This is a genomic window from Ochrobactrum sp. AN78, assembly GCF_029909885.1.
GTDB lineage: Bacteria > Pseudomonadota > Alphaproteobacteria > Rhizobiales > Rhizobiaceae > Brucella > Brucella quorumnocens.
Genome location: NZ_JASAMU010000007.1, coordinates 173,881 through 187,415 on the forward strand (window position 1 = coordinate 173,881; position 13,535 = coordinate 187,415).

A 13,535-nucleotide genomic window follows, 5' to 3' on the forward strand; every position below is an offset into this window, starting at 1 on the left:
AGATTTTCAACGACCGGTGGCCAGATGTCCGGTAAAGGTCTAGCGCATACATTTCCGCTAAAAATGAGCCGTGGATTTGCGTTGGATAATGCGTCAAAACGATTGGTTAGAGCGATTTCATCAGCGTTAATGCACCTGAAACCGCTCTTACAGTAACCAGAGCCCGATTAGCCCCAGCACTTCTCCAGACCTTCATCGACACTGATGGATGGAACACCTTCAACCGGATCATCGGTCACGAGCGAAACACCTGTATCGAAGAAATGCGCGCCGTTTTCCAGCTTAGGCTTTTCACCAGTATCGACCCACTTGCGAATGGCCTGGATACCTAGAACAGACATCTGGCTAGGATATTGCTGCGAGGTTGCGGCGAGCGTTCCTGCCTTGATGTTCTTCACACCCTGACACCCGCCATCAATGGAAACGAGCAAAACCTTGTCGGACATGCCGAGCGACTTCAGTGTCTCAAATGCACCAGCAGCGGCAGGTTCATTGATCGTATAGACGACATTGACTGTATGGTCGCGCTGAAGCAGATTCTCCATGGCTGAACGGCCGCCCTCTTCATTACCGTTCGTTACGTCGTGGCCGATAATCCGCTTATCGTCCTCGTCACCAATGACATTGACGTTTTTGGTATCGATGCCAAAGCCGGTCATGAAACCCTGATCGCGCTGAACGTCCAACGTCGGTTGCGAAGCATTGAGATCAAGGAAGGCAATGCGAGCATTCGCAGCGTCATCGCTGAGTTTCGCCTTAACCCATTTGCCAATCAACTCGCCGGCCTTAAAATTATCAGTGGCAAATGTCGCATCAACAGCATCAAACGGCTCAACCGGGCTGTCGAAAGCCACGACCATAATCCCCGCCGCACGCGCCTTTTCGATTGCAGGGACCACCGCCTTGCTATCTGACGGATCAATCAAGATACCTTTGACGCCCGCCAGAATACAGGTTTCGAGCGCTTCGATCTGGCTGATGCTGTCGCCATCGTCACGTCCAGCATACATGGAAAGCTTGATGTTCTGCCTTTTGGCTTCTTCGATCGCCGCATTTTTCATGGTGATAAAAAACGGATTGGTGTCCGTTTTCGTGATAACGCAGGCACTGACCTGCGCTTGAGCATTGGCACTGACGGCAGTAAAGCCACTCACTGCGAATGCTGTCGCTGCGATGGTAAAAAGCCCCCGAGCCAAACTGCGCGAAAACAGTCTCATAACAACCTCCCATTGTTGTTTTCTGTATTGTCCTCTGTCGCCTCAGCGCGAAACTGCGATAACCAACAGACTCCTCTAATCGGTAGTAAATATACATTTATGACAATGTCAATTTCATATTATGTATTAATTTTTAAGGATAAGTCGAACTTCGACGATATTTAAACTTTTCTCATAGGTATTATGTAATAAAATTACACAATAAAGCCGTACATACAAACAGATTAAGCGCCATAAGCTTTCACTAATGGCGCTATCAAGACATGAGAAGAAATTCCCGCATAACGAGAATACCGCTAATCGGCTTATTATCACTATTTTCGGAAACTAAAGGCGGCCTTGGTGAGGCAAATCAGCCGAAAGCCGCCTCAAATATCACTACAGGCACCCGCTATGGAAACCACCATCAACCGGCAATGTCACGCCAGTGATGAAGTTTGCCGCTGGCGAAGCTAGAAACAAAGCCGCGCCAACCAGATCATCCGTTTCGCCCCAACGCTTCAAGGCGGCGCGTTGTGCAATTGGCTGTTCCGTTGCCGGATTTTCCCACAAACCGCGCGTCATATCGGTGCGGTGATAGCCGGGTCCGATTGCATTAACGCGTACGCCATCCGGGCCAAACTTATGCGCCAGAACACGGGTTAGGCCGAGAATACCGGTTTTGCTGGCGGTGTAGGATGGCACACCCACGTCAGCCAGATAGCTCAGCATCGATGCAATGGCGATGACCGAACCCTTGCTTTCTTTCAGCTTTGGATAAGCCGCCATAGTGAGGCGAAACACGCTGTTCAGATTGATGTCCATGACATCGTTGAACACGTCGTTTTCCCATTCCGTCTGATCGCGTGCGACACCCTGTGCATTGATCAGCACGTCGATGCGCGATTGCTTGTCCATGAACGCAATAGCGTCTTCGTTGCTACGCACGTCGAGTTCATAAAACTCGATGCCTTTGTTGGCTTCGTCCTTCACTGCCTTTTCGATCTTAGCAACCGAGCTGCCGCTTGCGGCAACCGACGCGCCAAGAGCAGCAAAGCCGCGCGCCATTTCAAGACCAATGCCGCTCGTTGCACCCGAAACCAGCACGCGCTTGCCTGCGAACAAGTCCTTGGCGAAAGACGAAATAACTTCCTGCATAATAACCTCCCGATAAATATTAGAATTTTAGATGAGCTGCTTCAGCGCTGCGACGACCATGTCTGGCGTTACCTTGATCGGCTCATTGTGAATGATTTCACCTGCGCGGCACGCACGTTTGGCAACGATTTCAAGCTTCTCGTCCGTTGCGTCTTCAATGCCGATATCGGCAAGGCGGGTTGGAAGACGGACAGAAAGGCAGAATTCACGCACCTTCTGGAATTCTTCCTCCTGACCATGCAACTTGAGGCCAGCGAGTACACCAATGGCAACTTTTTCACCATGCAGATGATGATGAACATCATCCAGCTCGCAAAGGCCATGATGGATCGCATGCGCTGCTGCGACACCACCGGATTCAAAGCCCACGCCTGATAGCAGGATGTTCGCTTCAATCACACGTTCAATCGCAGGGCCAGCCTGCTTGGCATCACATTCCTTGAGCGATGCTGCACCAAATTCAAAGATCGTATCGCGGCAGAAACGTGCAACTTCATAAGCAAGGCTAACGCCCTGCATTTTCATGCAGTTAAATGCGCCAGACTGGCGGCAGGAATTCGCCTCATAGAAAGTTGCAAGCGCGTCACCAATACCGGCAGCGAGGAAGCGTGCCGGTGCCTGTGCGATCAGCGCAGTATCCACCAGAACGAGATTAGGGTTGCTTGGCAGAAACGTATCGTAAGCCACCGAGCCATCGTCGTTATAGACCACAGCAAGCGCACTGCATGGTGCGTCTGATGCAGCAATGGTTGGGAAAATGATTGATGGCAGACCAAGATCACGCGCCGCAGCCTTTGCAGTATCAAGCGCCTTGCCACCACCAACACCGATCACGACTTTCGCACCGGCTTCGCGTGCCTGAGCAACCAGTGCTGCGATCTGGCTTTCTGAACATTCGCCGCCATGGCGCACAATCCGTGCCTCCGGACCAGATGCAAATGCAGCATCTACCTTTGGCTTCAGAATATCAAAAATGCCGTTATCAAGAAGCACCACAGCTTTATCGCCAAAGCTTGCAGCCTCTTCGCCAAGGCGGGCAATGACGCCAGCACCCTGAATATATCGACCCGGAAAACGTGCACCGCGAACGATGGTATCAGCATTTACCAGCATACATAGCCTCCATCGGCCAGAACGATCGAGCCGGTCATCAGGCTTGAGGCTTCACTTGCAAGGAATAGAATGACGGACGCTACTTCATCCGTGCGTCCAAGGCGGTTCATTGGGGTGCCCCCCACCCAATGGCGGTACATTTCAGGGTCTTCATAGACGTATTTGTTCATTTCGGTGTCGATATAGGTTGGCGCGACCGAGTTAACGCGAACACCGCGCGCACCCCATTCAGCCGCCAGCGAACGCGTCAAATGATGGACGGCTGCTTTTGACGCGTTGTAATTTGCCTGCTCCTGCGGACGGTTGACTACAAAACCGGACATAGAGCCAACATTGACGATGTTGCCCGAGCCATTTTCCAGCATCGTCTTGCCAAATGCGCGGCAGCACCAGAAGACGCCATTTAGATTGACATCAATGACCTTGTTCCAGACATTATCGGCCATGGTTTCGGCTGGATGATTGCTGATTGCAATGCCGGCATTGTTGACGAGAATATCGACGCGGCCATGGCGTGCAATAACCGCATCATGCACACGCTGAACGCCTTCAACATCAGTCACGTCAAGCAGTTCGCCTTCGACGCTATAGCCCTTGGCGGTGAGTTCAGCCAATGCCTTGTCCAGCAATTCCTGGCTCATGTCGGTAAGGATTACCTTGGCGCCAGCTTCTGCCAGAGCCTCGGAGGCGGAAAGACCAATGCCGCGCGCGGCACCCGTGACGACTGCAATCTTGCCGTCAATTCTGAACTTTTCGAGAAACATGGAAATGCTATCCTTGTCTGACTTGCTATTGAGCGACCGCGCTTAAAAGCGGCTGCAAACTGGAAAGAAGATTTTCGGGATCGGCAATTACAACGCCATCCGGGAAAGTGAGATCAGTGCGATGCGGCTCCGGCCAGCCTATAACGGTCATGCCTGCCGCAAGGCCAGCACGTGCGCCCGGCACGCTGTCTTCAACGACAATGCAATGCGATGGCTCAACACCAAGCAGGTAAGCACCGCGTAGATATGGCTCGGCATCAGGCTTACCTTTGCGCACGTCATTGCGCGAGACACTGAAGAAATCTGGGCGCTGAAGACCAACAGCACGCAGATTTGCATCCACCAGTATACGGTCTGAATTGGAAACGATGGCGTAGGGAATGCCAGCCTTATCGAGGTAGGAGAGCACTTCCGCAGCACTCGGGCGCAATTTGAGCCTAATTGCCCCACTTACATAGGCCGCATATTTCGCTTTAACGAAAGCATCAAGATCAGCAGTAAAGCCGGTCTCATTGCGCAGCATGGTGTGGCAATCGGCAATGGTCGTGCCGGTTACGCGGTTTTCGAAATCATCCGGCACCGTGCCAGAAAAGGCAGCAATAGCCTCCAAAAGCGTTTCATAATGCAATGGCTCGCTATCAACGAGCGTACCATCCATGTCGAAAAGAACTGCGCGAGCACTCATTGCGGCAACCTGTCGAGATCGTCATAAAGCGACTGGCTATGCGTATAGAGCTTCTCGAAGAATGTCTGCATCGGCGCATAGATTTCCGCCCAACGAGGATCGGGCTTGATCTCGGTTGAATATTGCACGAGCGCGTCGGCTGCATCTTCAACGCTCGAATAACGTCCCGTAGCGGCGGCAGTCATGATCGCACAACCGACCAGACCGCATTCCGATTCCTTCGGCACGAGGATAGGTATGCCATAGACGCTGGCTTTGATTTTCAACCACAATTCCGTCTTTGCGCCACCGCCAGAAGCGATAACACGCTCAAGCTTGGAACCGGAAATACTGTCGAGAATATTGATATGGCGTTTAACGGCAAAGGCTACGCCCTCAAGCACCGAGCGATGCAGATGCGAAATCCCATGCGCCGCTCCGATACCGAAATATTGCGCACGCGCATTGCGATGTTCGCCAAGGCGCTCGCCAGTCAGATAAGGCATGAAGAAAAGACGCTCCGAACCCGCAGGCGCTTCAGCGGCTTTCGCCACGATTTCCTCATAGGAAACCTGCTTGTCATGGAAAGCACGACGCGCCCAGCGCATTGCATCGCCGCCGGATTCCAGCAGCATAAACGCGCCCCAATTGCCTTCAACAGTCCCGACATTGCAAACGGATGCATCAAGCAATGGCTTTTCGGTAATCGCTGTGATGATTGCAGAAGTGCCCATCACTTCCGAGCCAACACCCGGACGACAAACACCGGAGCCAAGCAGCGCAACCGGATAATCAGCTCCACCAACCAGCACGGGTGTTCCTTCGCGCAGACCTGTCTCGCGTGCAGCTTCTGCCGTGATATTTCCAAGGATTTCAGTTGGATTACGCAACGGTGCCAGTTGCTTGCGCTCAAGCCCAAGCAAATCCACCATATGCTGCGACCAGTCGCCGGTACGTGGATCCATGATGAAGCTTGCGCCGCCGTCATTGCGATCCATTGCAATTTCGCCGGTGAGCTTGAGGTTGATGTAATCCTTCGGCATCAGCACGGCGGCAGTGCGTGCAAAGGCTTGCGCATCGTGATCGCGCAGCCATTGCAACTTAAACCCCGGCCAGGACGGTGCTGCCGGATTGGCGCTGTGCTCCAGATAGTCCGCCGGACGATGCTTGGCTTCAAAAGCCGTCACATAATCAACCGTGCGCTTATCATTCCACAATGGCGCGGTTTCACGTACCAACTCACCCTTGTCACCAACCAAAACGGTGCCGTGCATCTGACCGCAAGCTGCAACAGCTATGATCCTGTCACGCGCGTCTGGAACCTTGTTCAACACGTCACGGATCGAAGCTGCAACACCCTGCCACCAGTCTGCCGGACGCTGTTCGGACCAGCCAAACTGCGGCACGATCTGCTCGTGCTCGCGGGCTGCAACGGCTACTATATTGCCGCGGCCATCCATGAGGGCAGCGCGCACGCTGCCCGTTCCGACGTCAATTGCTAGTGAGAGTTCATTTGGCATGGAGCACGTCATCAGGTTTGGGGGGCGCTATCTAGACTTAGTTCTTACGCAGCCAGGTTGATGCATATTGCAGAAGCATCGCGCCGATGATGATGCAGCCCATGAAGACCTGCTGATGATAGCCCGGAACGCGCGCAAGGTTCATCATATTGGCGATAATGCCAAGAATAATGACGCCTATGAAGGTGTTGAATGCACCACCGCGACCACCCATCAGGCTTGCACCGCCGATAACGACAGCGGCGATTGCATCAAGTTCTGCGCCAACACTGATATTGGCCGAGCCGATACCTGTGCGGCTGGTCGAAATGATACCGGCGGCGGCTGCCAATACACCCGAGATAACGTAAACCGCGAGCGTGTAGTAAGACACCGAAATACCCGATAGGCGCACCGCTTCGGAATTCGAGCCGATTGCCTTAACGAGACGACCAAAGCGGGTGAAAGTCAGCACCGCACCGGCGATCAGGAAAACAACGATCATCAGAATAACCGGGTACGGTACGCTGCCAAGCGTGCCCGAACCAAAAGCCGCAACAGATGCGCCGGCGTCGCCCATCATGATCGGTTGACCGGACGAGAAGATGAAGGAAAGCCCACGCGCAATAGTCATAACCGCGAGTGTGGTTACGAAAGGCGGCAGCTTGAGATAGGCAACCAGAATACCGGAAACCAGACCACAAGCGGCACCGGCCAGCAGTACACCGCCAATGGCCATGCCGGTTCCGTATTGCTGTATAAGGATTGCCGACAGAACACTGCCAAGTGCGGCAACAGAGCCGACCGAAAGATCAATACCGCGCGTCAGAATGACAAACAGCATGCCAACAGCCATAAGGCTTGGCCCCGCGACCTGACGCAACACGTTCATGATATTGCGTTCAGTCAGAAACACATCCGACAATGAGGTAGCCACGATCAGAACAGCAATCAGAATGGCAACCGTGCCATAACGATGGAGAAGAGCTCCGGCATTGAAAGTTTTCTTCGGCGTTTCAACAACTTCGGTCACGGTTTTACCCAATCAATTAGCTAATGCGGAAGGATCAGTGCTGGCCGTATTGACCATGGCAAGCTTCAGCAAATTTTCTTCAGAGTATTCCTCTGGCTGCAATGAGCCAGTCACAGCGCCTTCACGCATGACCAGAATGCGGTCGCACAGACCAAAAAGCTCAAGATGCTCGGAGGAGATGACCACAACCGCCCGGCCTTCAGCCGCAAGCGATTTGATCAGCGAATAGATTTCTGTCTTCGCACCAACATCGACGCCACGGGTCGGCTCATCGAAAATCAGCACATCGCCATCAGCATGAAACCACTTGGCGAGCACGACTTTTTGCTGATTGCCGCCCGAAAGGCTGGATGCTGGATCTTCGATGCTGCCAGCTTTCAGGCGAAGACGCTTGGACAACGATTCAACGGTTGAACGCTCGGCCTGCCCCTTCACGAACCCAAAAATATTCACCAATGGCGACAGTTTCGCCATGGTGGAATTCACGCGGATCGGGAAGTCGAGGATTAAGCCCTGATCTTTGCGGCTTTCCGGCACAAGACCGATACCCGCCTTCACGCCATCGCGCGGATTACGGATAGTCTTTTCTTTGCCGTGAATGAAAATACGTCCGGATTTGGCGCGCTCTGCACCAAAAACCAATCGCATCAGTTCTGTGCGCCCTGCCCCGACAAGACCTCCAAAACCGATGATCTCACCAGCTTTGACCGTCAGCGACACGCCCTTGATGCGTGAACCGTCAGACAGTTCCTCAAGACGCAGAACCTCATTGCCGACTTTGCGCTCAACATCCTCACCGAAAAGCGCCTTCAACGGACGTCCGACCATCAGCCGGATAACATCGTCAATCGTCACAGACGCACATTCCGTCGTCGTGACAGAAGCGCCGTCCTTCATGATCGTGATGCGATCAGCAATGCTGAAAACTTCATCGAGACGATGCGAGATATAGATGATACCGACACCGCGCTCACGCAGCGTGCGAATAATATCCAGAAGACGGTTTGCATCGCGGGCGGACAGTACGGCAGTCGGCTCGTCAAACACCATAACTTGCGCATTGCGCGACAATGCTTTCGCAATTTCGACAACCTGCTGATGTGCGATAGGAAGATCGCCAACAATAGCATTTGGCGCGATAGAAAATCCGAGGCTTGTGATCAGCTCTTTGGCGCGCTTATTAAGTTCCGGCCACGAGATAACCGAAGGCAGCATCCACATAAAGATGTTTTCAGCAACGGTAAGATCCGTTGCCAGCGCCATTTCCTGATGGATGACGGCTATGCCTTTGGACATGGCGTCCATTGGACCACGAAAATGCTGCGCCGCATCCGCAACTTTGACTTCGCCGCGAGTGGGCGAAAACTCGCCGCCGAGAACGCGCATCAGGGTGGACTTGCCAGCACCGTTTTCACCCAGCAAGGCATGAACCTCACCAGAACGAAGCTCAAAGTCAACGCCTCGAAGCGCATGAACACCGCCAAATGACTTCGCTATGCCGGTCAGCTCTACAAGATTTTCCATTTCAATCATTCCAGATCATCACGACCCAGGACGCTCCACCGCATTGCATTTCAGCCCGAAAGAAATGGTCAACTTTCGACCGCTGTGACCCAGTCTAATGCATGGCATCAGCCTCGATCACCTCCTCGGACATTCTCATAATGCAGCCAGCCCTTCACTTCCAGACTGGCCACACCATGAACTTGGATATTCTTAGAACACAGCGTCCGGCTTGTAATACTGGTCTACGTTGTCCTTGGTGATCGCGACTGGTGTCGTATAAGTGGTTTTCGATGTATCTGCTGGCAGCGTGCCATCAATTGCCTTCTTGGCAAGATCAACAGCTGTTGCAGCCACGAGTGCGGGATCATTGAGACCAGTTGCGCCGTATTTGCCTTCCTTGATCATCGCCATGGCTTCTTTCTGACCATCGGCAGCAGCAAGAAGAATGACGCCATCAAGCTGACTGGACTGTTCAAGCGCCTTGCGAGCGCCGAGCACCATCGAGTCGTTTTCGCCCAGAACAACATTAATGTCAGGGTTTGCAGTCAAAAGGTCTTCCATAGCCTTGAGGCCGCCTTCATTGTTCCACATGCCCCAGCCCTGACCCACAACTTCGAAGCGCACGCGGCCTTCATTGCGCAGCTGGCCTTCAACGAGACCGGCAAGCACGCCAAGGCGACGTTCCTGACCAACTTCATTGCCCTTATCGCCTGAAATCAGAGCAATCTTGAGATCTTTACCCTTGGTCTGATTGGCAAGCCACTGACCAACGAGCTGACCGTTGTTTGCATTCGACGACTGAACGAGCGTTACAAAGTTTGCCGATGGATCAAGCGTCGAATCGACAACAAAAACTTTTACGCCAGCAGCTGCAGCTGCATTGACAGCTGGAACGAGGCCCTTGCTGTCACGCGGATTGATGATAAGCGCATTAATACCCTGCGCGACCATATCTTCAACGTCCGAGACCTGTTTATTGAGGTCATTCTGGCCGTCGGCGGTCAATACTTCACAACCCAGCTCCTGAGCGCGCTTTTTCGCCGAAACTTCCTGTGCAGCAAAGTAAGGCGCATCGAGCGTCTTCATGGAAATACCGATTTTGCAATCGGCAGCCTCCGCAGCCGCAAGCGCAACGAATGACGTTGCCACAGCAAGCGAAAGTTTCAGCGTGACGGATTTCAAGGCCTGCATACGGGTTTCTCCTCCTGGTGAATAATCGGCTCCTACCGATCTTATGCGAATTTGGGTAGCATAATTACGCGAAAATTCCACGTCAACAAAATTAACGACATTTATGTAACGTTTTTGCTGATATTTTATCTGCTGTGACCCACTTGATTGTCTTCTTATCATATTTTATGTAATTTCACTACGAAATGGAGGAATAAATGTTACGCGAACCTGTAGCGAGTGTCGTCGATCCGAAAAATGGTGGCATGAGCGGCAATACTGGCCGCTATGAAAAACGCCTGAACGATCTTGTCGGGCTGTATGGTGATGAGGAGGCCTTTGAAAGCCTTCGCAAAACACACGGGGGAACCGTTGTTTACGACGTCGAAGACTTCAAACCTGGCGACCAGAGCGGTGATCTGATTTACGGTATCACCCGCATGAATCCGGGCCGCATTGGAAACGAATTCTTCCTCACGCGTGGCCATATCCATGCCAAGGCAGATCGCCCGGAAATCTATTACGGCCAGAGCGGCCAAGGTCTGATGCAGCTCGAATCGCCAGCAGGCGATACCCGTATCGTTGAGATTACCGCACAGACCATCTGTTATGTGCCCCCATTCTGGATCCATCGGTCCATCAACGTTGGCGACACCGATCTCGTCATGGTCTTCGCCTATCCGTCCGACAGCGGGCAGGATTATGGAATCATCGAGCAGTCGAATGGCATGCGTCATCGCGTCATCGCAAAGGCAGACGGCGGCTGGGAGCTGATAGAAAACCCGATTTACAAGCCGCGCGACGCAGCAACCATTGACGCTCTTATGCGCGAATATGCCTGAGTGCGCGGAAAATAATCGCCTGAAAATTCAAACTTGAAAGACATTGCCATGAGCAATCCTATTGACCTGATCGCCAGCCTTGGCGTCGTTCCTGTTATCGCGATTGAGCGCGTAGAAGATGCGGTTCCTCTGGCTGATGCACTGCTTGAAGGTGGCCTGCCGGTTGCGGAAATTACCTTCCGCACCGAAGCTGCGGCAGATGTACTGGCGGCAATTCGCGATGCACGCCCCGAACTATGCATTGGCGCGGGCACAATTCTCGACACCGCCAATCTCGATAAAGCCATCGAAAGTGGCGCACGTTTTGGTCTGGCACCGGGCTATGATCCGCGCATCTTGGACGCCGCATCCAAAGCCAACCTGCCATTCTGCCCCGGCATCATGACGCCAACCGACCTGACGCTCGCAACAGCGCAAGGCGTGCGTTTGGCAAAGTTCTTTCCGGCTGGTATTGCCGGTGGCCCGAAGGCACTTTCCAGCATTGCCGCACCTTTCGCACACTTGGGCGTTCGCTTTATTCCAACCGGCGGCGTTACAGAATGCACAATCGGCGAATGGCTTGCAATTCGTCAAGTTGTAGCGGTCGGCGGCACTTGGATTGCCAAGACTGAAGACATTCGCGAAGGCCGCTTTGACGAAATCAAGAAAAATGCTGCCAGCGCCGTGAAAGTCTCTCGCGAAGCTCTGGAGAAGCGTGCATGAGCAGGTATCAGCCAGCGACCCAGCCGACGCTCTATTTTATCGGCGTGACAACGGGCAAAAGCTCGATCATGAAGGTTTTCCCGGCATGGGCTGAATATCTTGGCCTGAAGGATGCCGTCATAAAGGGTATCGATTTCAAACTGCATGATGACCCGGAAGCCTACCGTGAAGCGGTTGAGTTCATCCGTAATGATCCGCTTTCAATGGGCGCGCTGGTCACTACGCACAAAATTGATCTCTTCCACGCCTGCCGTGATATGTTCGATGTGATCGATCCGCATGCGCTGCTGATGGATGAAACAAGCTGCATCTCCAAAAAAGACGGCAAGCTTATCTGCCATGCGAAAGACCCGATTTCATCGGGCCTCTCTATCGATGGTTTCCTTGGTGTAGATTATTTCGAGCGCACGGGTGCTGACCTTTTCTCGATGGGTGCAGGCGGCTCAACCATTGCCATCACATGGCATCTGATGCGCCAGTCGCGTGGTAAAAACGTACCGGGCCGCATCATCGTTTCCAACCGCAGCCAACATCGCCTGGATGAAATCAAGCGTATTCATGCGGAAGTAGCAAGCGATGTTGCGGTTGAATATATCCTGGCACCACGCCCGGAAGATAATGATGCTGTACTCAACAGCCTTAAGCCCGGTTCATTCATTATCAATGCGACCGGCCTCGGTAAAGATGCGCCGGGTTCGCCTTTGTCCGATGCAGCCGTCTTCCCGGAAAAGTCTGTAGTCTGGGATCTCAACTATCGCGGCAATCTCGTGTTCCTCGATCAAGCACGTGCACAGAAACAGGCAAAGTCGTTACAGGTTGTAGATGGCTGGACCTATTTCATCCACGGCTGGACGCAAGTGATCGCGGAAGTCTTCCATATCGACATTCCAACAAGCGGCCCAGCTTTCGATCGCATTTCGGAAATCGCCATTGAGGCAGCAGGACGGTAATGATGGGACAGCGTATTCTTGTTACGCCGCGCTCGCTCACTGCCGAGCCGCATCCGCATATCGAAAGCCTGCGTAATGCAGGCTTCGAAATCGTCTATTCCACGCCGGGCAAAACGCCCGACGAGGAAGAGCTTGTGCGTCTGATTGGCGATATTTCCGGCTGGCTTGCCGGTGTCGAACCCGTATCGCCACGCGTCATCGAAGCGGCCCGCTCGCTAAAAGCTATAAGCCGCAACGGTGTGGGCACTGACAATCTGCCGGTCGAACTGCTCACCGAGCGTGGTATCAAAGTGCTGATTGCGGAAGGTGCAAACTCGCTGGGCGTTGCCGAACTTGCGATTGGGCTGATTTTCAGCGCACTACGCTCCATCCCGCAGGCCGACACCGGCATCAAGGCCGGTGGCTGGCCGCGCCAGCGCGGTATCGAAATTCGCGGTCGTACCGTTGGCGTTATCGGCTGCGGTGCCATTGGCCGCGAAGTCGCCCGGATGCTGGTGGCTGTCGGCGCAAATGTGCTTGGCTATGACCCACTTAAGCCTGATCTTGGCCTGCCCGAAGATAGGTTCAGCTTCGCAGAAGTTGACGACATCATCGCTCAGGCTGATATTGTGTCATTGCACTGCCCGGCCCCTCGCGATGGTTCTACGCTGATCTCGCGCGAACGATTAGCAACGGCAAAGCCGGGGCTTATTCTCGTCAACACTGCTCGCGCAAAGCTTGTCGATGACAAAGCCATTATTGAGGCACTGAACAGCGGCCTGTTGTCGAACTACGCAACGGACGTGTTCGAGCAAGAGCCCCCGCTTTCACTAGAACTCGCTTCGCACCCTGCCGTAATTGCAACCAGCCATATTGGCGGGTTCACGGCCGAAAGCGTTGACAGGGCAACAAAAATCGCAGCTGACAACCTCATAGCTGCGCTTAAAAATTAAAGGACT

General features: G+C 53.3%; 13 protein-coding genes. 4 read left to right on the plus strand and 9 right to left on the minus strand.

All coding sequences use genetic code 11. The annotated features are described in order from the left end of the window. Window positions 1-167: 167 nt before the first annotated feature. The 9 genes from QBD00_RS14965 to QBD00_RS15005 form a co-directional block, all read right to left on the minus strand. Window positions 168-1,217, minus strand: coding sequence for a substrate-binding domain-containing protein (locus QBD00_RS14965; RefSeq protein ID WP_264231485.1), 1,050 nt, complete (start codon window positions 1,215-1,217; stop codon window positions 168-170). Between the two features lie 378 nt (window positions 1,218-1,595). Beyond that, window positions 1,596-2,354 carry an SDR family NAD(P)-dependent oxidoreductase gene (locus QBD00_RS14970; RefSeq protein WP_318579907.1) on the minus strand — a complete coding sequence of 253 codons (759 nt, stop codon included), beginning with the start codon at window positions 2,352-2,354 and terminating at the stop codon, window positions 1,596-1,598. A 27-nt stretch (window positions 2,355-2,381) separates the two neighbouring features. Then, window positions 2,382-3,467: a glycerol dehydrogenase gene (locus QBD00_RS14975; RefSeq protein ID WP_318579908.1), complete on the minus strand. Its 1,086-nt coding sequence runs from the start codon at window positions 3,465-3,467 to the stop codon at window positions 2,382-2,384. Beyond that, window positions 3,458-4,231: an SDR family NAD(P)-dependent oxidoreductase gene (locus tag QBD00_RS14980; RefSeq protein WP_134151757.1), complete on the minus strand. Its 774-nt coding sequence runs from the start codon at window positions 4,229-4,231 to the stop codon at window positions 3,458-3,460. The genes QBD00_RS14975 and QBD00_RS14980 overlap by 10 nt, the downstream gene beginning before the upstream one ends. Before the next feature lie 25 nt (window positions 4,232-4,256). Beyond that, on the minus strand, window positions 4,257-4,916 hold the full coding sequence (locus tag QBD00_RS14985) for an HAD family phosphatase (protein ID WP_318579909.1): 660 nt from the start codon (window positions 4,914-4,916) through the stop codon (window positions 4,257-4,259). Continuing rightward, window positions 4,913-6,415 carry a xylulokinase gene (locus QBD00_RS14990; RefSeq protein WP_318579910.1) on the minus strand — a complete coding sequence of 501 codons (1,503 nt, stop codon included), beginning with the start codon at window positions 6,413-6,415 and terminating at the stop codon, window positions 4,913-4,915. Before QBD00_RS14990 ends, QBD00_RS14985 begins: the two co-directional genes overlap by 4 nt. A 37-nt stretch (window positions 6,416-6,452) precedes the next feature. Further along, the gene (locus tag QBD00_RS14995; protein ID WP_264231491.1) at window positions 6,453-7,427 is read right to left on the minus strand and encodes an ABC transporter permease; all 975 of its coding nucleotides are present in this window, start codon (window positions 7,425-7,427) and stop codon (window positions 6,453-6,455) included. A gap of 12 nt (window positions 7,428-7,439) precedes the next feature. Continuing rightward, on the minus strand, window positions 7,440-8,951 hold the full coding sequence (locus QBD00_RS15000; protein ID WP_318579911.1) for a sugar ABC transporter ATP-binding protein: 1,512 nt from the start codon (window positions 8,949-8,951) through the stop codon (window positions 7,440-7,442). A gap of 192 nt (window positions 8,952-9,143) precedes the next feature. Beyond that, complete coding sequence (locus QBD00_RS15005) at window positions 9,144-10,115, minus strand: substrate-binding domain-containing protein (RefSeq protein ID WP_412535035.1); 972 nt, start codon at window positions 10,113-10,115, stop codon at window positions 9,144-9,146. Between the two features lie 206 nt (window positions 10,116-10,321). On the opposite strand from QBD00_RS15005, the gene QBD00_RS15010 reads away from it, so the two are divergent. Genes QBD00_RS15010 through QBD00_RS15025 form a run of 4 tightly spaced genes read left to right on the plus strand, consistent with a single transcriptional unit; the run spans window position 10,322 to window position 13,529 of the window. After that, complete coding sequence (locus QBD00_RS15010) at window positions 10,322-10,945, plus strand: glucose-6-phosphate isomerase (protein ID WP_318579913.1); 624 nt, start codon at window positions 10,322-10,324, stop codon at window positions 10,943-10,945. Between the two features lie 48 nt (window positions 10,946-10,993). Continuing rightward, window positions 10,994-11,647 (plus strand): bifunctional 4-hydroxy-2-oxoglutarate aldolase/2-dehydro-3-deoxy-phosphogluconate aldolase, encoded by a 654-nt coding sequence (gene eda / locus QBD00_RS15015; RefSeq protein ID WP_318579914.1) that lies wholly within the window; start codon window positions 10,994-10,996, stop codon window positions 11,645-11,647. After that, on the plus strand, window positions 11,644-12,597 hold the full coding sequence (locus tag QBD00_RS15020) for a shikimate dehydrogenase (RefSeq protein ID WP_318579915.1): 954 nt from the start codon (window positions 11,644-11,646) through the stop codon (window positions 12,595-12,597). The genes eda and QBD00_RS15020 overlap by 4 nt, the downstream gene beginning before the upstream one ends. After that, a complete protein-coding gene (locus QBD00_RS15025; protein ID WP_318579916.1) occupies window positions 12,597-13,529 on the plus strand; it encodes a phosphoglycerate dehydrogenase in 933 nt (310 codons plus the stop codon). Before QBD00_RS15020 ends, QBD00_RS15025 begins: the two co-directional genes overlap by 1 nt. The last annotated feature ends 6 nt before the right edge of the window (window positions 13,530-13,535 follow it).

Coding starts and splice junctions, on each gene's coding strand:
- QBD00_RS14965 (WP_264231485.1), bottom strand. CDS start 1,217: ATGAGACTGTTTTCGCGCAGTTTGGCTCGGGGGCTTTTTACCATCGCA.
- QBD00_RS14970 (WP_318579907.1), bottom strand. CDS start 2,354: ATGCAGGAAGTTATTTCGTCTTTCGCCAAGGACTTGTTCGCAGGCAAG.
- QBD00_RS14975 (WP_318579908.1), bottom strand. CDS start 3,467: ATGCTGGTAAATGCTGATACCATCGTTCGCGGTGCACGTTTTCCGGGT.
- QBD00_RS14980 (WP_134151757.1), bottom strand. CDS start 4,231: ATGTTTCTCGAAAAGTTCAGAATTGACGGCAAGATTGCAGTCGTCACG.
- QBD00_RS14985 (WP_318579909.1), bottom strand. CDS start 4,916: ATGAGTGCTCGCGCAGTTCTTTTCGACATGGATGGTACGCTCGTTGAT.
- QBD00_RS14990 (WP_318579910.1), bottom strand. CDS start 6,415: ATGCCAAATGAACTCTCACTAGCAATTGACGTCGGAACGGGCAGCGTG.
- QBD00_RS15000 (WP_318579911.1), bottom strand. CDS start 8,951: ATGGAAAATCTTGTAGAGCTGACCGGCATAGCGAAGTCATTTGGCGGT.
- QBD00_RS15010 (WP_318579913.1), top strand. CDS start 10,322: ATGTTACGCGAACCTGTAGCGAGTGTCGTCGATCCGAAAAATGGTGGC.
- eda (WP_318579914.1), top strand. CDS start 10,994: ATGAGCAATCCTATTGACCTGATCGCCAGCCTTGGCGTCGTTCCTGTT.
- QBD00_RS15020 (WP_318579915.1), top strand. CDS start 11,644: ATGAGCAGGTATCAGCCAGCGACCCAGCCGACGCTCTATTTTATCGGC.
- QBD00_RS15025 (WP_318579916.1), top strand. CDS start 12,597: ATGATGGGACAGCGTATTCTTGTTACGCCGCGCTCGCTCACTGCCGAG.